Here is a 22,999-nt window from a genome sequence, read left to right as displayed (position 1 = left end):
GCGGCCGGGGTTTTAATCTGGCTTAAACGGCGCTCTTAGTTGGCCGACTGTGTAGGCTGGATAATCATTTCATCGACATTCACCTCATCCGGCTGTGCTATAGCGTAGGCAATGGCATTTGCTATCGCTTCAGGCTTCAGCGCTACCTGACGAAAATCTTCCAGCCAGGCTTTGGTTGCGCTGTCTGTGGTGGTGTGCGCCAGCTCGCTTTCAACTACGCCAGGGGAGATCGTCGTTACCCTGACTTTCTTGGTTTCCATACGCAGACCGTTTGCAATAGCACGCACGGCAAACTTAGTTGCGCAGTAAACCGCAGCGGTTGGAAACACATTATGGGCTGCAATAGAGGCAGTGTTAATAATGTGGCCGCCACGTTGCTCCATCACGCTAAGCACGGATTCAATGCCATTCAGTACACCTTTAATGTTAACGTCTATCATCCGGTTCCACTCATCGGCTTTTAGTGCGGCCATCGGTGACAGCGGCATTAAGCCTGCATTGTTCACCAAAACATCAACCGGGCCGAACTCTTCGCTGGCAGCCGCCACCACCGCTTTAAAGTTTTCGCGTGATGTAACATCAAGCGTATAGGCTTTCGCTGTACCGCCAGCTTGCTTAATTCTCTGGGTTAATGCCTCCAGACGGTCGGTGCGGCGTGCCGCCACCAGCACGGTGTGCCCGGCTTTAGCTAACACTTCGGCGGTAGTTTCACCAATACCACTGCTGGCACCGGTGATCAGAACAACTTTAGATTTAATGCTAGTCATATAAAAACTCCTTCGTAGATACAGGGAATACTGCTGGTTTAGTACGGGCTAACCCGATGCCTGTTATGCTAAAGCGATTAAAGACTGTTATGGATACCCAAAGATCCGTTATGATTGCCTGATTATCCAACCTGATGAGAGGCGCCGGATGACGCAAGGTACACTGAACCAACAACTGTTGCAGCTGGTACAACAGGTCGCTGTTAATGAAGGCTTAAACAGTACCGCTATACCCAACGTGTTTTGCTACAAGGTTAGCCGCACCCAGATCACGATGCCTGCAGTGTATGAGCCTTGCCTGTGTATAATCGTGCAGGGCCGTAAAAACGTGATGCTTGGCAGCGACATGCTAAGCTACGGCGAGCTGGAGTTTCTGGTGGCGTCAGTCGACTTGCCTATTCTGGGCACTGTGGTGCAGGCGTCAGAGCAGCAACCGTATTATGTTATTCAGATCAATATTGATGTCAGGCTGCTATCAGAGTTGCTGTTGCAAATGCAATACCTGGCGGTGGCAAACCGCAAGCCAGAAAGCGGCCTGTTTATCGGCCAGGTAGATCCGCAAATGGGCGATAGCCTGCTGCGGTTGCTGGCCCTGATGCAAGTGCCTGATGATATTCCGGTGTTAGGTGAAAGCCTGGTCCGTGAGATGCACTATCGTATGCTACGCAGCAACTACGGCAAAGAAATTGCCCAAATATCGCTAAAGGGCACGCCAACCCAGCGCATCTCGGTGGCTATTCAAAAACTGCGCCGCGACTACGATCAAACCGTTACCATAGAGGAGCTGGCCGCTTTGGCCGGGATGAGTGTATCGTCGTTTCATGCCCATTTTAAAGCGGTCACCAATATGAGCCCGCTGCAGTTTCAGAAGTCAGTCCGGCTGGTCGAAGCGCGCAGTTTAATGATCTCGCAGCATATGGATGCAGCCAGCACGGCACATAAGGTGGGTTACGAAAGCCCGTCGCAGTTCAGCCGCGAATATGCGCGCATGTTTGGTAGCCCGCCGGCACGTGATATTGCCAGAATAAGGTTATAAGCTTGACGTATGACTTTTCAAAAAATATTTCTTTTTTATAAAAAAAGATTGCAGAATTAATTGCTCATTAGCTTTATTATGGCATCACGCACTGCTGCTCTGTATGGTATTTTATATTGATATTCGTTGTTTGGCCCAAGCCACATCGAGGTAAAATCCATGCATGCGTTAGCTTCAAATATTACTATTTCACCATTGTCTTTAAAAAAACAATCTATGCCATATATGTCAAGATTTATTCTTCTGTGTATTTCTTTTAGCTGGTTTTGATATTTTGGATATATCGTTCTTTTAAATGATTCGAAGAATGTTTTTTCATCATTTCTTAACAGGTCTTCTTTTAGCATTATGTTGTATCTATTTTTTACATCTACACACCAGGTCTTTGAACTTAAAAAGTGCTGAGGGAGGAATTTTCCACCAACTACAGCTATTCTAGCTTTCCGGTAATACCCATCCTCACCAAGGCAATTAATATACTCCAAAATAATGAAATTCCTCTTTGTAGAAAACCAATCTCTTATTGAGTGAAAATCCGCCTCTGAGTCGATTTTCTTCATATGTTCAGCATTATGATACCCGGCCAGTCTGACTATTACTGGGTACGAAAATTCATTTTTATTAACTGCCTCAATTAACTCGCTAGAAGTAGAAGCGCTCACTGCTACCGTTTTTGAAATTACGACATTATTAATGTCACCAATCAAGTTAGGTAAAGTAAGCCTAGAGGTTTTATATATATTAACTGGGTTATTTATAACATCTTCAAACGATAGGTCTGTAATTAAATTTTCTGTAATCTTTAAGCTATGGAAATTGCCGTCCGGGTTCCCTATCAGATTAACCAGTTTTACATTTTTTAATTCTCTGGGGGGGATGAATTTTTTATGAATCCCCAAGATAACTAAGTGACTTCTCTTCTTTAATTCTGGGAGCTGTAGGATTGTCGGATATATTGGAAGGATTCCTACAAATTTTACAGATATTTTATTTTCAGTACTATATGTTATCTTGCTTGATTTGTTGTCATCTGGTCCCAGTACGAAAATAATATCTTTCATTTTTAAGTGAACCTCATGGATAATTCTTTATGAACTAACTGTTTATTGCAAGATGTTAACTATAAGCGACTAGTTTTATACAGGTATAAATTCCGCCATATGTCAGCACGTGACAACCTGCATGCTTCCTTTGGGACAGGAAACAGCTTAGTAAAAACGGGATAGTGAGATTGTTAATAACAAAAGATAGATAATAACTTAAATGGTGCCCGGGGCCGGACTTGAACCGGCACGGGGTTTCCCCCGAGGGATTTTAAATCCCTTGTGTCTACCGATTTCACCACCCGGGCAGAGTCGTTGGCGCGAATGCGCTTGGTAAGACGGCGCGCATCTTAAGTAACCCTGCAACTTTATGCAAGCTATTTTCTGCTTTCGGTAGCACTGTTAACCAAAACCACGCCATTTTTGTTACTTATATTTCAAAGCTTTATTGAACTGCGCTGCTATGCTTATTTTTACGCGGTGTATCTGATTTGCTGTCGTTTAATGTTGGTTGCTGTTTTGACAGGTGTAGCAACTGACGTATTAGGATAAACATGTTCAAAGCAATGATGTTGGCCGGCCTGTGTGCCGGATGCAGCCTGCCACTACAGGCAGAATTGCTGTGGCAGGATGTCAGCTTAACCTATTTAAATGGTAGCAACTACCGGGTAGACGGGCCGGATAAACAGGTGCTGACCTTTGAGCATGTAGCAGGTACCAGCTGGGGAGATAGCTTTTTCTTCTTCGATCACCTGCGCGCCGATAATGGCCGGCGCAGCAATTATGCTGAGTGGTCGCCCAGGCTTAGCCTAGGTAAACTAAGCAACACTGAGTTGAAATACGGCATCGTCAAAGATCTGCTGTTTACCAGCACGGTAGAGATGTCATCACTGCAAACCAATTTTCTCTATGGCGTGGCCACTGATTTAAGCGTGCCGGGGTTTAATTACGTTAAGCTTAACTTCTACCGGCGCAATAATGACGGCGTTGCCGACAACTGGCAGCTGACCACCACCTGGGCTTTCCCGTTCAGCCTGGGCAAGCTGCAGTTTTTGTATGACGGTTTTCTGGACTGGAGCAGTGCCACTGCAGATCAAAGTGCCAGTATGAATATGACGTCGCAGTTAAAATGGGCACTGCATCCGCTTCTGAATATGAAAAGCAAACTCTATGTCGGCGTAGAGTATGTGTACTGGCGCAACAAATATGGCATAGCCGACAGCCCGGCGTTTCGCACCGATGAGTCAAACGTAAACTTATTGGTAAAAGCGCATTTCTAACGACCCGGAACGCGCAAGCCGGGTTACGTTGGCGCAAAACCTGTTTGCCCACGCACACACGCCGTAAACCCATCCCTGGGGGCTCGTTTACGCCCGTCCAGGGCTCCAACGGTGTGCTTAGGGCAAGCAGGTTCTCTGCATAAAGCATAAAGTTTTTTGCCATTTAGCCATCTATACTGTTGCAGATAAAAAATAACCATGCTATTACTATTGGCGTTTTGCTAACCAAGTAACCAAACAGAGCAATCAATGAATTTTAACCGTCGCGTTTCAACAATTAGCCTCCTCGTGCTCCTCACCGGCGCGCGGGGTGCTGCTTATTGGTAAAAACGTACCGAACCGATAACGCTAAAACCCCGTGCCACTGGCCGGGGTTTTTTGCATTTTACGCCCCGCCAAAAGTTGCCACCTAAACCGAACAACGGAACAGGAAACACAAAATGAGCGGTGATAATAAAATCTGGATCTTTGACACCACCTTACGCGACGGCGAGCAGGCACTGCGCGCCAGCTTAAGCCAGAAACAAAAAATTCAGCTGGCGCATGCGATAGCACGGCTGAATGTCGATGTGATGGAAGTCGGCTTTCCGGTATCCAGCCCGGGCGATTTTGACTCAGTGCAACGCATCGCGCGCGAAGTAAAAGGCCCGATTATCTGCGGCTTGGCCCGCGCTGTCAGTGCCGATATTGAAGCTTGTGGCGAAGCATTAAAAGACGCAGAGCGCCGCCGTATTCATACCTTTATCGCTACTTCACCGCTGCACTTACAGTACAAACTGCGTAAAACTCTGGCGCAGGCCAGCGAACAGGCGGTTGCGGCTATTAAACTGGCCAGCCGTTATACCGACGATATTGAGTTTTCCTGTGAAGATGCCGGCCGCACACCGATTGACGATTTATGCTGGATTGTCGAGCGAGCCATTGCCGCCGGTGCCACCACCATTAATATTCCTGATACGGTCGGCTATACCATACCAAACGAATTTGCTGCCATTATCAGTGCCTTACGTAACAAGGTGCCAAATATCGATAAAGCCCGCTTAAGTGTGCATTGTCATAACGATTTGGGTTTAGCGGTAGCCAATAGCATCAGCGCAATACAGGCCGGTGCCCGGCAGATTGAATGTACCGTCAACGGTATAGGTGAGCGCGCCGGTAACTGTTCGCTGGAAGAAGTGGCGATGATTATCAACACCCGCAAAGATGTGTTAGCGCCGCTGTATAGCGATATCAAAACCACCGAGATCTACCGCAGCTCTCACTTGGTTAGCCAAATTTGCAATATGCCCATTCAGCCGAACAAAGCCATTGTCGGTGAAAATGCCTTTGCGCACAGCTCCGGCATTCATCAGGACGGCGTATTAAAAGCGCAAAACACTTACGAAATTATGGCGCCCGAGCAAGTCGGCATCCGCCAGAATGAACTGAACTTAACCTCGCGCTCGGGCCGCCATGTTATTCAGCACCGCTTAGCCGAGCTGGGTTACACCAACGCTGACTATGACTTAGAAGCGGTATACAAAAGCTTCGTTGCGCTGGCTGACCAAAAAGGCCGCGTGTTTGATTATGACTTAGAAGCGCTGGTGTTTTTTGAAAACATGCAGGAGCAAAACGATTATTACGCACTGGAATTTTTAAGCTCATCTACCCATACCGGCCATGTGGCAAGCGCTACTGTTGGCTTGCGCTGTGGCGATAAAGTCTTTACTGAGGCGGCTACCGGCAATGGCCCGGTTGAAGCGGCATTCAGTGCGATTGCCCGCATCAGCAAGCTGGATATCAAGATGGTCGACTTTAACTTACAGGCCAAAGGCAGCGGCGAAGATGCGCTGGGCCAGGTCGATATTATTGCCGAGCACGAGGGCCGTCGCTTTCACGGTGCCGGTTTGGCTACCGATATCGTGCGTAGCTCAGTACTGGCCTATGTGCATGTGCTGAATATGATCCAACGCGCGCAAACTATTGATGCCCATAAACACGCACGGCAAACCACAACAAAAATAGCAGCAGGTGAACAGCAATGACAAAGCAGTATAGGGTAGCAGTACTGGCTGGCGATGGTATCGGCCCGGAAGTGATGGCCGAGGCGGAAAAAGTGCTGCAGGTCGTCGCAGATAAGTTTGGTTTTGGCCTGACGTTAACCCCGGCTTTAGTCGGCGGCGCGGCGTTGGATGCCACCGGCGAGCCGTTGCCCGCCAGCACCTTAGAGCTGTGTAAAAAAAGCGACGCTATTTTATTCGGTTCGGTCGGCGGGCCAAAATGGACCGGCCTGCCACCGGATAAACAGCCCGAGCGCGGCTCTTTACTGCCGCTTAGAAAAACCTTCGATTTATTCTGCAACCTGCGCCCCGGCCAGATTTACCCGGCCTTTGCCGATTTATCGCCGCTGCACCCGCGCGTCAGCAGCTTAGGCATGGACGTATTGTGCGTGCGCGAGCTGACTGGCGGTATTTATTTTGGTGAAAAAGGCCGTAACGACAACGACGCCTTTGATACCCAGCGCTACAGCGTGCCGGAAGTTACCCGTATTGCCCGGGTGGCGTTTGAAGCAGCGCAAAAGCGCGGTAAAAAAGTGACATCCATTGATAAAGCCAATGTGTTGCAAACCAGCATTTTATGGCGGCAAACGGTAGAGCAGGTAGCAAAAGACTACCCTGATGTGGCACTGGAACATATGTACATCGACAACGCCGCTATGCAGCTGATCCGAAGCCCGCAGCAGTTCGATGTCATGCTGTGCGACAACCTGTTTGGCGATATTTTATCTGACGAGCTGGCCGCTATTGCCGGTAGTTTAGGCTTGCTGCCTTCAGCCAGTTTAAACGGCAGCGGCTTTGGCTTGTACGAGCCAGCCGGTGGCAGTGCACCCGATATCGCCGGCCAGGGTATCGCCAACCCGATAGCACAAATTTTAAGTGCTGCGCTGATGCTGCGCTACAGCTTTGGCGAAGAACAGGCAGCCTGCGCCATTGAGCGCGCGGTGCAGCATTGCTTAGAGCAGCATATTGTTACACGCGACATTAACCCGAAATCGACTTACGGCACAGCAGCGGTTGGCGCTGCTATTGTTGCCACTTTGCGGCAGGAGACTCATTAATGAGCCAGGCTAGTTCCAAAGCACAAACCTTATATCAGAAAATTTATGCCAGCCATGTAGTGGGTAAATTAAACCCCAGCACTGACCTGTTGTATGTCGACCGGCATTTAATTCATGAAGTGACCTCACCACAAGCGTTCTCCGGTTTAAAATTGGCTAACCGCAAGGTACGCCGGCCAGATTTAACCTTCGCTACCATGGACCATAACGTGTCTACCCAGCGCCGCAGCCTGGACGCTGCCGGCGAGACATCGCGCAAGCAACTGGAAGCCTTAGCGGCCAACTGCGCTGAAAACCAGATCCCACTGCTGGATTTAACGCACCCGGACCAAGGCATCGTGCACGTTATCGGCCCGGAGCAAGGCTTAACCCAACCGGGCATGATCATCGTGTGTGGTGACTCGCATACGTCAACCCATGGCGCCTTTGGTGCGCTGGCCTTTGGTATTGGTACCTCAGAGGTAGAGCATGTACTGGCCACGCAAACGCTGCCGCAGCAACAGGCAAAAACGTTAAAAGTCGAGATCAATGGCCAGCTGAGTGCTCATGTCACGCCAAAAGATGTGATTTTGGCGGTAATTGGCAAGTTAGGTACCGCTGGTGGCAATGGCTATGTGGCTGAATTTAGCGGCAGTGCTATTCGCGCTATGAGCATGGAAGGGCGCATGACACTGTGCAATATGAGCATTGAAATGGGCGCCAAAGCCGGCCTGATTGCACCGGACCAAATCACCTTTGATTACATTAAAGGCAAAGCCCATGCGCCGGCAGCAGAACATTGGGATACAGCGGTGCAGTACTGGCAAAGCCTGTACTCTGATGCTGACGCGGTGTTTGACCAGATAGTCGAAATTGATGCTGCCAGCATTACGCCGCAAATTACCTGGGGCACTAATCCTGAGCAGGTTATTGCAGTAGATCAGGCGGTGCCGGCACCGGACAGTTTCAGTGATGCCACTAAGCGCGACGCCGCAGAACGGGCGCTGGCCTATATGGGGCTGCAGCCGGGGCAAAAGCTGACCGACTGTAAAGTCGATGTGGTGTTTATCGGCAGCTGCACCAACAGTCGGATTGAAGACTTACGCGCCGCAGCAAGTGTTGTGCAGGGCAAAAAAGTCGCCGCAGGTGTGCGGGCATTGGTGGTGCCGGGCTCGGGCGTGGTAAAACGCCAGGCCGAAGCCGAAGGTTTAGCCGGTATTTTTAAAGACGCTGGCTTTGAGTGGCGCGAACCGGGCTGCAGCATGTGCCTGGGCATGAACGACGACAGAGTAGACGCCGGCCAGCGCTGTGCTTCAACGTCAAACCGTAATTTTGAAGGCCGTCAGGGCCGTGGCGCGCGTACCCACTTAGTCAGCCCGGCTATGGCCGCTGCTGCTGCTATCGCCGGTAAGTTTGTTAACATTGCCGCAGTGAATGAAAAAGGAGACTGGGCATGAGCCAGATTTTTGCACAGGGCTTAGTCTGCCCGCTGGATAAAAACAATGTTGATACTGATCAGATCATCCCGAAGCAATTTTTAACCAGCGTTAGCCGGGATGGTTTTGCGCAGGCAATGTTTTACGACTGGCGCTATCTGGCTGACGGTACGCCTAACCCCGAGTTTGTTGTGAACAAACCAGAGTTTAAGGGCGCCAGTATTTTATTAACCCGCGCTAATTTTGGCTGCGGCTCCAGCCGCGAGCATGCGCCCTGGGCCATTAAACAATACGGTTTTAATGTCATTATCGCCGAAAGCTTTGCGGATATTTTCTTTAACAACAGCGTCAATAACGGCATGTTGTTAATTCAGCTAAGTAAAACCAATATCGAGCTGCTGTTTAACCGCTGCGCCCAAGGCCCGCAGCAGTGGCAAATAGACTTACAAAGCCAGGAAATACTGTTCGGTAACAACGCCGCTATGGGCTTTAATATTGACGCTGATATTAAACAGCGCCTGTTATCGGGCTTGGATTTTATCGGCTCAAGCGAGCTGCTAAACCCACAAATTGCCGATTACGAGCAAAGCCGCAAAGCCAGCCAACCCTGGTTGGGTTAAATACTAAGGCTTTATCAGCTGCGATCTAACGGGCTTATTGTGCCAGCGTAATGCTGGCCAATAACATGGGTGTATATTTGCGTAGTGGTAACATCGTTGTGCCCAAGCAGTTCTTGTACCGTACGGATATCGCAGCCATTTTGCAGCAAGTGAGTAGCAAAGCTGTGGCGAAAAGTATGGCATCCAACCCTTTGTCTGATCTGACATATAGCCACGGCGGGAGCTAAAGCTTTGCGAATAATGCTGTCGTGCAAGTGATGGCGGCACAATTCGCCGGTCAGCGGGTGAGGGCAAAGTGACGTTGACGGAAAAACAAACATCCAGCCTGGTTGGCGAAAAGCGTTAGGGTACTTACGAGATAACGCATAAGGTAAAGAGGGGCCTATTCCCTTTGCATTATCTTGTTGCTGTACCTGCAGTGCAGCTGCAATTTGTTGTTGTAACGGCTCTGTAAGCTTTGCACTTAATAGCGTTTGCCGATCTTTATGGCCTTTACTGTCTCTAACGGTAAGTGAAAGATTTGTCAGATTAATATCCTGTACCCGCAAGCGCAGACATTCAGAAATACGCAAACCACTGCCGTAGAGTAAAGACACAATCAGTTTATGGTGGCCGTTTAATTGCTCAATAATCGACAGCACTTGTTGGGGTGTTAATACAACCGGCAAGAAACGTTGTTTGACAGCATGGTTAAAGCCTAAATCGCCAAGTTCATGCTGAACAATATGTTTATACAGAAAAACCAGTGCATTTAAGGCGACTTTTTGCGTGTTAATCGCAACATTGCGCTTATTGGCCAACCAGTTTAGAAAATCTCGAACCTCGGCCGCATGCATATCCTGCGGGTGTTTTTTACCGTTAAATAAAATAAAACGCCTGATCCAATGCAGGTAAGTTTGTTCAGTACGCAGGCTGTAACCACGCAAACGTATATTTTCACGCACCGTCTCCAGAAAGGGACTTTTAGACATGACGAAAACTCAGTTTTATGTATTTATATACAGTATTATTTGAAATTTCAGACAGTCAAGGTGAAATATACTATTAACATTGCATACTAATTTATTGCTGATACTGTTTACATACGATAAATTAGGTACTTACCAGTGTGGTGCGCAGAAATATAACGCACGACCACCGAAATATAACGCATGCTCGTTTTTCCAGAAAGTGAAAATAGAACTTGAATATTTATAGTTATTTTTCAATAAATTATCAATTTATGTTTCCTCTATCAGAATTGAGAAAACGAGCATGCTCAAGAATAAAATGTTAGGTATCTCATGAGTCGTTATTCATTTTTATTTCTCTTGTTTGTATTTTGCTATTTTTTCATAAACTCGGTGGTACTATTTTTTCAAGGTGAAAATTGGGGAGGGCTTTGCTGCTTAACCATAGCAATTGGCTTACCTTACTCGATATTGAAAAAGGATGATTATCTTATTATAGGGGGTATTTTAATGCTCTTTAGTGTTATAGGGACTTTTAGTAACTTTTTTGAAAGAATAGATAGTCCAGAGCATCAATATTTCGAATATGTTATAGAAACCTTTGAAGGCGGTTATTTTGGCGAGCATGAAAAAAAGGTAACGCTAGCTTGCGGCATTCAATCTAACATCGACAATATGCAGTTGGTTTTCGATTTGTTTAAGTCAATTTATTATGATGTATTTCTGTCTGCCATTGACTTTGTAGTGTCACAGTTTTCAGAACCCTTACAAAATAAATGCTTAAATGCAGTCGAAGAACTAAGAAAAGATTACCCAGGATTTAAAGCGATACCTAACAAATAAATTAAAGCGGATTCATAAAGCTAGGCTCGGCTCGTACCTCGCCAATTTTAGCCTAACTTTATTCACCGTTTATTCAGGCGTTAGTGGTCAAGGAGAGCTATGAACCAAGCCATACATTTTAAGACATCAATGTTTGATGTTTCTAAAGAGAGGGATAACCCAATAAATCCGATCTACGGAATATCCCTGCTCGAATGGCTTAGGTCAGAGCTAGATGGAAAGATCGAGATTACTGAGCCAGATGCCGAAGATTGGGGTTGGTATAGTGAGTTAGAGTTCGAAGGTAACAATTACCTGATCGGGGCTTGTGCCTACTTCGAAGAAGGCGATAATCCACAAGAACCAATAGAATGGGTGTTCCAAGTAGATAAATACCGAAGTTTTAAAGAAAAGCTCTTCGGCAAGAACAAAATGACCACTTCAGACAGCTGCTTCGTATTTTTCAAAAAGCTACTAGAAGAAAACCCGAATTTCAAAGAGGTCCAGGTTGCGTAAACCACTAACAAGGCCAAGCACAATCGTGCAATGCAAAAATCGCATTGCACTGGACCTCGCTTCGCTCGGCCTGTGTTGGCGGCGTTAGGGTAATTATGATCCGAAGAATTAAATATACTATTGGCATCTTACTCATATTTGGGGTTAGCGAAGCGATGGCTCAGGAAGAATCAAGAATCGATGTAAATCAGGCAGTTGAAAATCCGGCTTTAGTTTCTGCAATGGATCGTGTTGCTCGCGAAGGTTCAGATGAAGCCAAAGATGAACTTCTAAAACAGCTTCTGCAGGCAAATTACCTAGCTGCAATGTTTTCTAATGGTCTAAAGGTATCGTCCGATGACGACAATCAGCAAACAATAGAAAAAGGTAGTACCTTTGGAGTTTTGTCTGCGGAGAGCGCAGGTAAAAATTACTTGGTTTTATTCACAGACTGGAAGGCTCTCAGTCAATATACAGATCAAAAAGTCTCAGGATGGATATTACCTAGCAAAGATGTATGGTCATTCGCACTTCAGGGCAATACATATGATGGCGTTGTAATTAACCCTGCACATAATGCGCTTCCTTTAGAGCGCCCCATGCTCGAATATCTATCACATCATGCAAGTCAGCTACCCTAACAAGTCAATTAACTACGCGCCTTTCAGGCGCCGGACGCAGCAAAGCTGCGCCGGTTATTGAGGCGTTAGCTGGTCTATGACTCCTAGAGTAATGTTTAAAATATCAAATATCCTAAAGCCATATCGGTGGTTGATATTTGCATGCTTTGTTGTTTCGCTGCTACTTGCATATTGGTTTCTGCCTCAGCCCTCAGAAAATAGCGCTATTGGGTATAGTGAGCTAACCCACATATTAATTTTGCTTGGAGTGTTTTGGTCAGCTACTTTGGTGTTCATTCTTGTTTTATGCCGTGGTTTGCCAGTCAAGCCTCAACGAGAAGCTAGTTTTGTCATAAAAACTTACTATTACGTTAAGTTAATTTTCACTTGGTATTTTTCAGTTTTTATGGGGTTATACCTATTAGGCTTAATTTTTGGTACGGTATCTTTCTTTTTAAAAAATGTTTCGGGCAGCTAACAAGTGCAGTCAGCGGATTCGCTGCGCTCACCGCAGCTGCAAGCGTTAGAGCACTTCAGATGGTTGGCAACATAATTCAATGGTACGGTGCGCCTATTACAATGATCGCAATAAGCGTTATCTATTTTTTGGCGGATTCAAGAAAAAATGAATTATCAGCTCGGTTATTAACCTCTTCTCACGGCATATTAGGGGCTTTTATTTACCTTGGAGCGATGTGTTTGCACTATTTTAAGCCGCTTGAATATCGGCCACATTTAGCGGTTCCATTCGCAATACTATGTATGGTTCCGTTAGTGGCAATGTTTTACTCGTTTTTCACGTTCCGAGGTAATCGGATGGTTCATATATTGCAAATATTAAACCTATGGGCGCTTACTTGGACTTTATTCATCGGTGGCATGGCGGTTACTGGGGACTGGATTTAATGTGCTCTAACAAGTTGCTTAATTTCGTTCCTGCCACAAACAGCGTGGCCTCCACTGGACTGCCTACGCTACGCTGCGGCAGCCAATTAGCAATGCGTTAACTGTCTTCACGAGAAATACCGAGCGCATAATGAAGAAACTCATTGATTCCCAAGATTTGATAATCACTGAAGGGAAAGAGAAGGAGGATATCGAAAAAGCTCTCTCATCACTAATCGTCGGATGTGAAGTTTCTTTTACTCATATCCCATATAAAGAGATGAGTGTAGGTGATTGCACCAGAGAGATCCGAAAAACAAATGGCGGAACCCTACAAAAGTATCAGGGCATGCATGGGTCAAGTGGACAGTGGGAAAATGTATCGCTAGAAGGGGCGGTAGAGTGGCTATATGAAGCGGCTATGAATAATATTAAAGTTACTGGTTCCCACGATTGCTGTTACTACATACTAAAAACAGTTAACAAGTTGCTGTAATTCGTTCCGGCCACAAAAAACGTGGCCTCCACCGGACGCGCTAATCGCGCGCCGTTAAGCAAGGCGTTATGTTTAATTGGTGAATTATCTCTTAACTATGATTGTTGGGAATAACAAAAATATACCTGTGAAAGACTGCCCTTCTTGCAGTGGTAAAGGGCAAGTCAAATGTCCTGCATGCAAAGGTAAAGGCAGGCCTTTTGATTGTAGTCACTGTGGAGACATCGCAAAATCCGAATCGTGGGGTTTCGTGCCCTGTAACCGTTGTAATGGCACCGGTAAGGTTAATAGAGGTTAGTCCGTGCTTAAAACACATAACAAGGCAATGAAAAATCGCCCACAAAAAACGTGGGCTGGACTCGCTAACGCTCGCCTTTTATTGCAGCGTTACGTGTCACTATGAAAACACCAATTGAGTTAAAATTAGACGGTATCACCGTAGGGGAAATTCTCAGTTTTAGCTATGAGACTCCTTGGGCTACCGGAAAGGTTAAGTTCAAAGACAACTCACTATTTGAAAAATTAGTGGCAGTATCTTCTATGTCATCCTTCGATCTAGAAATGGATGAGCTTGGACTAGATGACGCTGAAGAAGAAATAATGTGGGAGGCCAAGTTAAAGGAGCTTTGTATTTCTTGGGAGGATCTGAAACTAGACCGTGATGATAGATGGTCTGTTATTCCCAATGGAGGTGAGTCGCAGCCAATTTACTCACCTAGATTCTCCGAGCAGGGCTTTATCGACTATCGCCTATGAAAACACGTAACAAGTCAATCAACTTCGCGCCTACGGCGCCGGACGCAGCAAAGCTGCGCCGGTTATTGAGGCGTTAGGCAGCTAGGGAAGGCTCAGTGCAGCTACACATCGTTTACACCGAAACCAATATGCTGCTCTCAAAACATCCATACACGTCTTGGCGTGAAATTCAGGACGAGTACGAGAGCTATAAAACTTCGCTAGGCCCTTGGGAACATGACGAGGTGATCGAATATTTAGCGGATGAGTACCCGAATCTTTCCCCTTCGGCTCAAGAGCAGGTCGAGGCCTTTCTAGTGGAGGCCTGCGTTGCCAAAATACTTACTTTTTGCGAATAGCGGCAAGTTGCCTAACAAGTGGTTCAAACCGCTCGCTTCGCTCACTGGGACGGGCTAAAGCCCGCCCCTTAACCAAACGTTATGTGTTTAAGGAAGTTCTGTGAATCCTGACATTTCTATATCTATCCCTAGTCACTTGCAGAAAAAATGTGGCCGCAATCTACATTGGGACTTTTATCGGGTAGATGTCAGGTTAAAAAGTGGTAAGGTCATCCGTAGCTTATCGGTACATTCAGCCAAGGTTTTTGTTCCTGCATCGGGAGAGGATTGCGGTAAGTATGACTTTGAAAGTTCAGATATTGAAAATATTAGGCCCGCTACTTTTGTTAGTCGGCTAAAAACATTGCTGTGTGGTTGGTAATACTATGCAGCTTATAAAAACACATAACAAGGCGCATCACGCGCAGCCTGCGGCTGCTGGGACGTCAAACGCTAACGCGTTTTTCCGCCCGTGTGCTTTGCGTTATGTACTTAGAGGTTCGCCATGAAATATCAGGTTTTACTTCGCGGTGAAAACTTTGAATTAAACTGGGAAGGTAAAATCAAAAATCTTGGCTTTTTCACCACGAGATGGGTGAAGGCTGACTCAAGAGAAGACGCTGAAAAAAAAGCTGTTCAACTTATTCGAAATGACAAATGGCTTCAAAGTGCTTTAATCGAAAAATCTGAATATTCTCCAATGGTTTACATGGAAGAAATATCCCAAGCCAAATGGTGGAAGCGTGTTGGTGGTAAAGGATATACATTCTGGGAAATGGGCAATGAATAAGCACGTACATAACAATCAAATTTTATCGCCAGCAAACAACGCTGGCTGCGACGTCAACCCGCTGCGCGGCTTTCCGCGCTAAATTTAGGCGTTAGCTATCAGGGAGGTTCAGTGTTTAGAATTAAATTATTATTACTTTCATTGTGTTCATTTCATCTTTTTGCAGGAGATTCTTCTCCTATTAGAGAACAAGAATGTGAGGTTTTTAATGCCGATTTCGCAGACCAACAAAGCCCTACAAAACTATTGCAGCGAAATGCCAAAGACCAATTAGCTGAATTAACTTTTAAGTTTAATGTTATTGGTTATGGAGAAAACGGTCGAAATGTTCAAGAAATTGATGAAACTCCTCATGTCGCTTTTCCTGTGGAAAATGGGTGGCTATTAGGCAGCGGTCGTGGTGAATGGGGAGGAAGTTTAGTTTTTAAAAGTAACAGCGGTGAACAGCAAAACATTATCGACGATAATATCGAGGATATTTATAAGTTTTCTTACGGCTACATTGTTACCGCAGGGCTAGGCCATATGGGACTTAGTCGTGGTTCTATTTATCTCGTTACAATCGAAAATGGAAAATATATTGCTGAAAAGCTTCATAGTTTAGTAGCTCCACCAAAAACTTCGTGGTTAACATCATCTGGGGAATTATTGATTAATCACAGAGGTCATGCATCTTCAGTGCTTACTTCTAATGGTAATCTATACCGAGTAAGCTGTAAGAACTTTGTAAGAGAATAGCTAACAAGCCAATCAAGCAGGACTTTTATCAGTTGGCTGAGTTCCGCTTCGCTTCACATTGTAGCCAACTAATAAAAGCCTCTTATTGAGGTGTTAGTAATCAAGGCGAAGACCGATGAACAACTCTATGCAGCTAGGTTTTATGTCAGTTCTACTAGCGCTAGTTATGTACTTTGCAATCCTTAGTTTCCAGAAAGATGATTTAGGCTTGGAGATATCTACAAGTACAGAATGCCCGGGCATGTGTTGTCTAACTCGTTGCGAGACTCATAAAATTGAAATAGTTGATGCACAAAATGTGCGTTTTCAAAGTGTTCTGTTATCCCCTGATGAGTTTGCTAAGCACTTATTACAAGCTCACAACGATTGTGAAATCCAACGTATTAATGTTTTGGCAGCATCAGATATAAACCATGACATAGTACTAGATATCAGTAATAGGGTGCGGGAAGTTGTTCCAAACATTGTTATCGCATGGGATAAACTTGAGTACTAACAAGGCGCTGTTGTCGCCACTATCGTGGCTGGGACGGCTTACGCTGCGCTCCAGCCGCCCCGAAGCTTTGCGTTAGTGGCAGTACTTTAATATATGGAATAACGATGAAGCTAACCCCGATAAATTTTAAAGATAAGTTTTCTAAATTTTCTGAGCACTGGTCCCCTCGTGTTATCGCAGAAATGAACGACTATCAATTTAAGCTGGTAAAAGTCGAGGGCGAATTTGTTTGGCATGACCACCCGGATACCGATGAGGTGTTTATTGTTATTGAAGGCACGCTAAATATTGAATTTCGGCACGGTGTTGTTAGCCTGAATTCTGGTGAAATGTTTGTGATACCCAAAGGGATAGAGCACAAGCCTGTTGCTGCCAGTGAATGCAAAATTATGCTTGTAGAGCCTAAGGGTGTTGTTAATACAGGTGACTCGGGTGGTGAACTTACGGCAGAAAATGACGTTTGGGTGTAATCTAAAGCTAACAATTATTCCCCTCGGTAGTTAATCATGAAGTTATCCAGCGCCAAAGTGGCAGTAGTCGCTTTCGTTTTAGTGTTAACGTCCTGCGCCAGTATCAAAGAGGCTGGCCGCACCGTTGGCCATACCACCAGAGATGTCACCAAAGCAGTGGGACACGCTTCGCGTGATGCGGCCAAAGAAATAGGGCACGCCACCAGGGAAGTGGTTAAAGATATTAAAGACGGCGGTTAACGTCTGGCAATCGCCGCCAGGTCAGCTGCCAACCCATCCCAACAGCTTTGTAAAACAGGGGCCGCTGAGTGCAAATCTTTCATACAGCGTTGCTGAAATGCCGATAGAGGCAAAGTGATGTTGCACTAAAAGTCAGAATAATCATCTTGTTAGAATTATATCTGCCATAGCGTCAGACTTGGCGCTGCCTTTGCACCCTTTTAGCTTCATTTGCATAAACGGAGGGGCAGCACCATGGCTGACACTGTTATTACTATTAACCCTTACACCGAACATCCGATTAAAGAGTATCGCTTACTGGATGAAAAAGCCGCGCAGCAGGCGGTGGATAATGCCGATAAATGCTTTCAGAGCTGGAAGCTTGTCAGTATTAAAGAGCGGGCACAGTTAGCGCTGAACCTGGCAAAGGTGCTGGAAAGCCAGCAACAGCAGCTGGCGCAGTTAATGACTGATGAAATGGGCAAGCTTAAAACGCAGGGGCTACAGGAAGTGCAGCTTTGCGCCGAAATTTGTCGTTACACCGCTAATCAGGCGGCAGAGGTCTTAGCGGACGAGCAGCGCGACACTGAAAACGGCCGTGCCATCATTAGCTACCAACCAATTGGCGTGATTCTGGGCATACAGCCGTGGAATTTTCCGCTGTATCAGGTGATCCGCTACAGCATTGTTAACCTGGTAGCCGGCAATACCACAGTGTTAAAACATGCGTCCAACGTGTTTGGCATGGCAGAAAAAATTGCCGCAATGTTTCTTGAAGCAGGGTTTCCGACACATTGCTATCAATCGCTACTGATTGACGGCGATACCGCTACCGGTTTAATCAGCCATCCTAAGATACGCGGTGTTAGCTTTACCGGCAGCGACGAAGTTGGTAAGTCGGTTGCCGGTGCTGCTGCAAAACTGGCGAAGAAAACCGTTCTGGAGCTGGGTAGCAACGACGCCTACCTGATCCTGGATGATGCCGATATTGAATTAGCGGTGAAAACCTGTGTTGAAGGCCGGATGGTGAATAACGGTGAAACCTGTGTGGCGGCAAAACGCTTTATTGTGACAGAGAAAAACTACGCCGATTTTAAACATGCTTTTGCCACGGCGATGGCGCATTTAAAAATGGGTGACCCTAATGCAGAAGATACTGATATCGGCCCGCTGGCAAGAGCCGACTTACGCGATAAACTGCATCAGCAAGTGACAGAATCAATAGAGGCTGGCGCGACTGTGGTATGTGGTTGTGAAATTCCTGAACAGAGAGGGTTTTTCTATCCACCGTCGATTCTGGAAAATGTCAGCCCGCAGATGCCTGCTTATGATGATGAACTGTTCGGCCCGGTGGCCTCCCTGATCCGGGCGAAAGACGATGTCCAGGCCATGCAGATAGCCAATGACTCACGCTATGGTTTAGGTGGCGGTATCTTTTCTGCCAATGTTGAGCATGCTATTTCGCTGGCAAAACAGCATTTTGATACCGGTATGGTAAACATAAATGGCTATGGGCTGGCACAACCTAACCTGCCGTTTGGTGGTGTAAAAGACAGTGGCTACGGCCGCGAACATGGCGGCTTTGGCCTGCGCGAGTTTGTTAATGTGAAGCTGATTATGGTGGCGAATAAAGACTGAACGGCACCAGCACAACGGCAGGGTGTTGCTTAACTGACATGCAACATCCTGCGGCGTGATCGAAGTGCCTTGTCCTCAGAGTGTTTGTGCACGCACAGTACGTGCAAATTCGCGATAGCTGTGCAGTGGGCGGCCCAGGATCTGGGTTAGCCGCGTCACATCACCGGTTTTGGCTATCATGCCGTGGCTGACATAACGTTCAGCCATCAGGCGCATCTCGTAAGCTGTCCATTTGGGCATAAATGACGCCATATTCTGTTCAAAACCACTGGGATCATCGCCACCATAGTTAACGGTATGGCCCAGTGTGTCTGACCAGATTGCCGCAATTTCTTCACCCGTCAGGTTGTCGGGCCCGACTAAATTAATGGTTTCAACCGGCAATTTATCCGGCGCGTTATCGCGACGCAGTAACTCAATAGCGGCGACTTCAGCGATATCCCGCACGTCCACCATTGCAATACCTTTGCTGCCAACCGGCATCGGGTAAATGTGGTGGTTTACGATCACGTCTTTAATCATCAGCTCGTTATCAATAAAGTAAGCCGGGCGCAGGATAGTGGCGCTAAAACCCATCTGCTCCAGCATACGTTCTGCACCATATTTGACGGCAAAGTGCGGCACATTAACCGCCTGATCGGCATCAAATACCGACAGATAAACTACCCGTTCGACACCCGCTTCGCGCGCAATATTCAGCGTGATAAGCGCCTGGGTAAATTCGTCGCCGGTTACCGCGTTTAGCAAAAATAAGCTGCGCACACCTTTGAATGCCTGCCGCAGCGAATCAATATCCAGCAGATCGCCTTGCGCTACTTCTACCGCGTCATCAAAGTTAACTTTTGCCGGGGTCCGTGTCAGAACCCGCACGTTTGCATTGCGTTTAACCAGTTGTGCTACAAGGTGTTGGCCAACCCGGCCGGTTGCGCCAGTTACAAGAATAGTCATAGTTCACTCCGATTCAGTTAGGTTATTGTCTGCTGACGATTCACATTCTAGGTGTTTCATATTCTCGCCGATAGGTGCTAAAGTTGGACTTACTGTCTTGCATATGGAACACTTTATGGACTTAGCCGCTATTGCAGATTTCAACCTGGTTGCCAAGCATGGTGGCTTTGGCCGTGCCGCCCGGCAGAGTGGGCGGCCTAAGGCAACGCTGTCCCGGCGGATCGCTGAACTGGAGAACAGCCTGCAGCTGCGGCTGTTCGAACGCGGTGCGCGCAGGCTGGTATTGACCGAAGAGGGAGAGGCACTTTATCAGCGCACCGCTACACTGTTGACGGAATTGGATGAAACCGTGCTGGCTATTTCGTCCGGCGTCGCCCGGCCTCGGGGCCGCTTACGTATCAGCGCGCCTTTGTTGTTCTGCCAGCTGGCAATGGGCAGACTGGCGGCAGAGTTCGCTCTTAAATATCCGGATGTACAACTGGAAGTGATATCCGACGATCAGCCGGTCGATATGGTCGACCAGGGCTATGATCTGGTGATCAGAGTTAACCCTGCGCCGGATGAGAACCTGTACGGCCGGCCGATTTTACATGACCGCCTGGTGGTGGTGGCCCACCCTGATCTGCAGCGGCCTTCCGGCGATACGCCCGTACCTGTAGTGCTGCGCGGGTCTGAAAAACCGACCACTGTCTGGCAGGTAATGTCTGAGAACGTAACGTCCGGTATTGCGGTGACCCCTGTGCTTGTACTTTCGTCAATGATAATGGTGCGCGACGCTGTGCGCGCTGGCGTCGGTGCCGGCTTGTTGCCGGTCTCGTTAGTTGCTAAGGATATTCAATCTGGAAAACTGGTCTGCTGGGGTGATGCCGACGCGGCAGCAATCGAGTTATGGGCACTTTATCCATCCCGTCGTTTACTCAATGCCCGGGTTTCAGCTTTTCTTGAACATTTAAAAGCCGCTTTTCCGACCGGCGAGCCAGAGGAACTTGCGGCCTATATCCAGTGATAGGCATGCCGGAAACTGCCGAGCAACCAGCAACACCTGATTGCATTTACTGCCAGCTTTGCCGCAGAATCAACCTTATCAGGTAATGCAGAGCGGAGAGGTTATGCCAAAACTGTTTTCTTATGGCACTTTGCAGCAAAAAAACGTGCAGCTGGCTAACTTTGGCCGTGAGCTAAGCGGCAGTAAAGATACGCTGCAGGGTTATGTGGTGGGTGAAGTGGAAATTACCGATGAGCGCGTACTACATGAAAGCGGTAAGGCGTTTCATCCTATTCTGCGTTATACCGGTAACCTTGCCGATGAAGTGGCTGGCACGGTGTTTGAGCTGACCGATGCAGAGCTTAATCAGGCTGATGATTACGAAGTCGATGCCTATCAGCGGGTCAGTGCCCGCCTGAAATCAGGTACCGAGTGCTGGATTTATGCCGCCGCACAACCTCGCTGATACGGTACGTGACTGCAGCTTATGTGCAGCACATTTGCCGCAGCTTCCAAGGCCAATTTTACAGTGGCACCCAGCTGCACGGATTTTAATTGCTGGTCAGGCACCGGGCCAAAAGGCACATGATGCAGCAAAGCCTTTTGCTGACGCCAGTGGCGATCGCTTGCGGCAATGGCTGGGGTTAACTACAGAACAATTTTATAACCCTAAACTGATAGCAATACTGCCGATGGGCTTTTGTTTTCCCGGCCGTGGTAAAAGTGGTGACCTGCCACCACGGCCAGAGTGCGCGCCAAGCTGGCGGCCAACACTACTGCACGGGCTTAAGCATTTAAAGTTAACACTGGTGATTGGGCAGTATGCCAAGGCCTGGCATCTGCCGGATGCGACAGGTTCGCTGACGGACACTGTTGCGGCCTGGCAGCAGTACTGGCCGGATATTATCCCGCTGCCGCATCCCAGCCCACGCAACAATATCTGGTTAACACATAACCCCTGGTTTGCCCAGCAACTTCTGCCCTTACTGCAACAGCGGGTGCAGCAAGTGTTGGCTGGCGCTGATTAGCCGTTGCTTTCTGGTTTAAGTGACGAGGCGGCGGCTGAAGCTCGGTTGCCGGGGCGGGTAACCCAGGTGTACATCAGGCCGGTTAGCAGCAGTAGTAGCGGTAGCAGGCCGCTTATTGCCAGCGCCCAGAAGTATATTTTGCCGCCGATTGCGGCAGTGTGCAACGGATACAGGCTGTTGGCGATAGCGCCAGTAGCACCAAAAGCGCTGGCGGGCGTGGCATAAATAGTCTTATTGCTAAGCGCATCTATCTGTACCACGCTGCGGCCATTTTGATGCCATTCGCCTGCCATACGGGCGCGAAAACTAATAGGTTGCTCGGCAGCGGTACGCAGGCTGCTTAATCTTAGCTGGGCATCTGGCCATTGTGCTTGCGCCTGTGTTAGCGCGGCTGTCCAGTCAGTGTCTGGCAGCGGTTGATAACCGGCGGTTTTTAATGGTGCTGCTGGCGCTGCCGTGGCCGAAAATACACTCAGCACACTGCGAAATTCTGCATTAAATACCATCAGGCTGCCTGTTACCGTTGTCAGTAGCAGTAAAGGGGCAAAACTTAACGCCAACAGGCTGTGCCACTGGCGCAGCGTGCGGGCATTCAGTGCCGGCTTGGGTAAGGCCAGTAACCGGCGGTTAAAACGCTTAGGCCACCACTGCACTATGCCGGCAACCAGCAGCACCAGGCAAATCAGGCCGATGACGCCCAGCACTGTATGGCCGGTTTTGCCACCCAGCAAATGCAGGTGAAAATCATACAGCCAGTCTATCCAGTCGCCACGCGGCGCGCGTGTCAGCATTAAGGTGTGGCTGGCATTGTAGTAGTGGCGTTGATTGCTGTGGGTGACGGCTTCCAGCCAGTGCGCATCCTGATCCGGATACTTTACATAACGAAAATCGGGATTTTGCTGCAACTGATTGAGCAAAAGTCCCCATTGGCTGATGTCTGACGGCAACGGCAGGTTTTGCAGCTGCGGGTACTGCCAGCGCAGCAAATCGTTTTTAAACAGTAGCACAGCACCGCTTAGGCTGATCAGCAGCAACCAGATGCCAATCAGCCAGCCCAGATAGCGGTGCAGCGTGCGTGCAGTTGGCAT

General features: G+C 47.7%; 25 protein-coding genes and 1 tRNA gene. 20 read left to right on the top strand and 6 right to left on the bottom strand.

The features are described from left to right. Positions 1 to 35 precede the first annotated feature (35 nt). Entirely contained in the window at positions 36 to 767 is a 732-nt protein-coding gene (locus AC5SV9_RS09250; RefSeq protein WP_475153168.1) for an SDR family oxidoreductase, read from the bottom strand. A 148-nt stretch (positions 768 to 915) separates the two neighbouring features. On the opposite strand from AC5SV9_RS09250, the gene AC5SV9_RS09245 reads away from it, so the two are divergent. Continuing rightward, the gene (locus AC5SV9_RS09245) at positions 916 to 1,803 is read left to right on the top strand and encodes an AraC family transcriptional regulator (RefSeq protein WP_475153166.1); all 888 of its coding nucleotides are present in this window, start codon (positions 916 to 918) and stop codon (positions 1,801 to 1,803) included. 56 nt (positions 1,804 to 1,859) lie between these two features. Here AC5SV9_RS09245 and AC5SV9_RS09240 read toward each other — a convergent pair whose 3' ends face one another. Further along, complete coding sequence (locus AC5SV9_RS09240; protein ID WP_475153164.1) at positions 1,860 to 2,864, bottom strand: arginine repressor; 1,005 nt, start codon at positions 2,862 to 2,864, stop codon at positions 1,860 to 1,862. A 203-nt stretch (positions 2,865 to 3,067) separates the two neighbouring features. After that, positions 3,068 to 3,154, bottom strand: a tRNA-Leu gene (locus AC5SV9_RS09235). A 246-nt stretch (positions 3,155 to 3,400) separates the two neighbouring features. On the opposite strand from AC5SV9_RS09235, the gene AC5SV9_RS09230 reads away from it, so the two are divergent. The 5 genes from AC5SV9_RS09230 to leuD all read left to right on the top strand — a co-directional run bounded on the left by AC5SV9_RS09230 (position 3,401) and on the right by leuD (position 9,258). Further along, positions 3,401 to 4,126, top strand: coding sequence for an outer membrane protein OmpK (locus AC5SV9_RS09230; RefSeq protein WP_475153163.1), 726 nt, complete (start codon positions 3,401 to 3,403; stop codon positions 4,124 to 4,126). Between the two features lie 440 nt (positions 4,127 to 4,566). Further along, on the top strand, positions 4,567 to 6,150 hold the full coding sequence (gene leuA / locus AC5SV9_RS09225) for a 2-isopropylmalate synthase (protein WP_475153161.1): 1,584 nt from the start codon (positions 4,567 to 4,569) through the stop codon (positions 6,148 to 6,150). Further along, positions 6,147 to 7,223: a 3-isopropylmalate dehydrogenase gene (gene leuB, locus AC5SV9_RS09220; RefSeq protein ID WP_475153160.1), complete on the top strand. Its 1,077-nt coding sequence runs from the start codon at positions 6,147 to 6,149 to the stop codon at positions 7,221 to 7,223. Before leuA ends, leuB begins: the two co-directional genes overlap by 4 nt. Then, the gene (leuC, locus tag AC5SV9_RS09215) at positions 7,223 to 8,659 is read left to right on the top strand and encodes a 3-isopropylmalate dehydratase large subunit (protein ID WP_475153159.1); all 1,437 of its coding nucleotides are present in this window, start codon (positions 7,223 to 7,225) and stop codon (positions 8,657 to 8,659) included. The genes leuB and leuC overlap by 1 nt, the downstream gene beginning before the upstream one ends. After that, the gene (gene leuD / locus AC5SV9_RS09210) at positions 8,656 to 9,258 is read left to right on the top strand and encodes a 3-isopropylmalate dehydratase small subunit (RefSeq protein WP_475153158.1); all 603 of its coding nucleotides are present in this window, start codon (positions 8,656 to 8,658) and stop codon (positions 9,256 to 9,258) included. The genes leuC and leuD overlap by 4 nt, the downstream gene beginning before the upstream one ends. Positions 9,259 to 9,272: 14 nt before the next feature. Here the strand turns inward: leuD and AC5SV9_RS09205 are convergent, their stop codons facing one another. Beyond that, positions 9,273 to 10,229, bottom strand: coding sequence for an integron integrase (locus AC5SV9_RS09205; RefSeq protein ID WP_475153156.1), 957 nt, complete (start codon positions 10,227 to 10,229; stop codon positions 9,273 to 9,275). A gap of 312 nt (positions 10,230 to 10,541) precedes the next feature. On the opposite strand from AC5SV9_RS09205, the gene AC5SV9_RS09200 reads away from it, so the two are divergent. The 11 genes from AC5SV9_RS09200 to AC5SV9_RS09150 all read left to right on the top strand — a co-directional run bounded on the left by AC5SV9_RS09200 (position 10,542) and on the right by AC5SV9_RS09150 (position 18,950). Beyond that, on the top strand, positions 10,542 to 11,051 hold the full coding sequence (locus AC5SV9_RS09200) for a hypothetical protein (RefSeq protein WP_475153155.1): 510 nt from the start codon (positions 10,542 to 10,544) through the stop codon (positions 11,049 to 11,051). Between the two features lie 99 nt (positions 11,052 to 11,150). Continuing rightward, entirely contained in the window at positions 11,151 to 11,546 is a 396-nt protein-coding gene (locus AC5SV9_RS09195) for a hypothetical protein (protein WP_475153364.1), read from the top strand. 95 nt (positions 11,547 to 11,641) lie between these two features. Then, positions 11,642 to 12,166, top strand: a complete 525-nt coding sequence (locus AC5SV9_RS09190; protein WP_475148314.1) for an SseB family protein — start codon at positions 11,642 to 11,644, stop codon at positions 12,164 to 12,166. Between the two features lie 1,015 nt (positions 12,167 to 13,181). Continuing rightward, the gene (locus AC5SV9_RS09185) at positions 13,182 to 13,526 is read left to right on the top strand and encodes a hypothetical protein (RefSeq protein ID WP_475148311.1); all 345 of its coding nucleotides are present in this window, start codon (positions 13,182 to 13,184) and stop codon (positions 13,524 to 13,526) included. Positions 13,527 to 13,925: 399 nt separating this feature from the next. Beyond that, the gene (locus tag AC5SV9_RS09180) at positions 13,926 to 14,282 is read left to right on the top strand and encodes a hypothetical protein (RefSeq protein WP_475148310.1); all 357 of its coding nucleotides are present in this window, start codon (positions 13,926 to 13,928) and stop codon (positions 14,280 to 14,282) included. A gap of 822 nt (positions 14,283 to 15,104) precedes the next feature. After that, positions 15,105 to 15,389, top strand: coding sequence for a hypothetical protein (locus tag AC5SV9_RS09175; protein WP_475148309.1), 285 nt, complete (start codon positions 15,105 to 15,107; stop codon positions 15,387 to 15,389). A 111-nt stretch (positions 15,390 to 15,500) separates the two neighbouring features. Continuing rightward, on the top strand, positions 15,501 to 16,127 hold the full coding sequence (locus tag AC5SV9_RS09170; protein WP_475148307.1) for a hypothetical protein: 627 nt from the start codon (positions 15,501 to 15,503) through the stop codon (positions 16,125 to 16,127). A 115-nt stretch (positions 16,128 to 16,242) separates the two neighbouring features. Next, positions 16,243 to 16,623 carry a hypothetical protein gene (locus tag AC5SV9_RS09165; protein ID WP_475148306.1) on the top strand — a complete coding sequence of 127 codons (381 nt, stop codon included), beginning with the start codon at positions 16,243 to 16,245 and terminating at the stop codon, positions 16,621 to 16,623. A gap of 104 nt (positions 16,624 to 16,727) precedes the next feature. After that, a complete protein-coding gene (locus AC5SV9_RS09160) occupies positions 16,728 to 17,093 on the top strand; it encodes a cupin domain-containing protein (protein WP_475148304.1) in 366 nt (121 codons plus the stop codon). A gap of 36 nt (positions 17,094 to 17,129) precedes the next feature. After that, entirely contained in the window at positions 17,130 to 17,333 is a 204-nt protein-coding gene (locus AC5SV9_RS09155) for a hypothetical protein (RefSeq protein ID WP_475148302.1), read from the top strand. Between the two features lie 234 nt (positions 17,334 to 17,567). Further along, complete coding sequence (locus tag AC5SV9_RS09150; protein WP_475148300.1) at positions 17,568 to 18,950, top strand: NAD-dependent succinate-semialdehyde dehydrogenase; 1,383 nt, start codon at positions 17,568 to 17,570, stop codon at positions 18,948 to 18,950. 75 nt (positions 18,951 to 19,025) lie between these two features. On the opposite strand, the gene AC5SV9_RS09145 is transcribed toward AC5SV9_RS09150, so the two are convergent. Continuing rightward, the gene (locus AC5SV9_RS09145; protein ID WP_475148298.1) at positions 19,026 to 19,898 is read right to left on the bottom strand and encodes an SDR family oxidoreductase; all 873 of its coding nucleotides are present in this window, start codon (positions 19,896 to 19,898) and stop codon (positions 19,026 to 19,028) included. A 115-nt stretch (positions 19,899 to 20,013) separates the two neighbouring features. On the opposite strand from AC5SV9_RS09145, the gene AC5SV9_RS09140 reads away from it, so the two are divergent. From AC5SV9_RS09140 to AC5SV9_RS09130, 3 genes are all read left to right on the top strand, one after another. After that, positions 20,014 to 20,904: a LysR family transcriptional regulator gene (locus tag AC5SV9_RS09140; protein WP_475148295.1), complete on the top strand. Its 891-nt coding sequence runs from the start codon at positions 20,014 to 20,016 to the stop codon at positions 20,902 to 20,904. 103 nt (positions 20,905 to 21,007) lie between these two features. After that, a complete protein-coding gene (locus AC5SV9_RS09135; RefSeq protein ID WP_475148293.1) occupies positions 21,008 to 21,349 on the top strand; it encodes a gamma-glutamylcyclotransferase family protein in 342 nt (113 codons plus the stop codon). Then, on the top strand, positions 21,327 to 21,911 hold the full coding sequence (locus tag AC5SV9_RS09130; protein ID WP_475148292.1) for a uracil-DNA glycosylase family protein: 585 nt from the start codon (positions 21,327 to 21,329) through the stop codon (positions 21,909 to 21,911). The genes AC5SV9_RS09135 and AC5SV9_RS09130 overlap by 23 nt, the downstream gene beginning before the upstream one ends. Here the strand turns inward: AC5SV9_RS09130 and AC5SV9_RS09125 are convergent. Then, positions 21,908 to 22,999 carry a PepSY-associated TM helix domain-containing protein gene (locus AC5SV9_RS09125; protein WP_475148291.1) on the bottom strand — a complete coding sequence of 364 codons (1,092 nt, stop codon included), beginning with the start codon at positions 22,997 to 22,999 and terminating at the stop codon, positions 21,908 to 21,910. The two genes, AC5SV9_RS09130 and AC5SV9_RS09125, sit on opposite strands and share 4 nt — an antisense overlap.

The organism is Rheinheimera sp. ATLC3 (assembly GCF_059429535.1).
The sequence above is the reverse complement of the archived record's forward strand: the minus strand, read 5'-3'. Positions and strand labels throughout refer to the sequence as shown.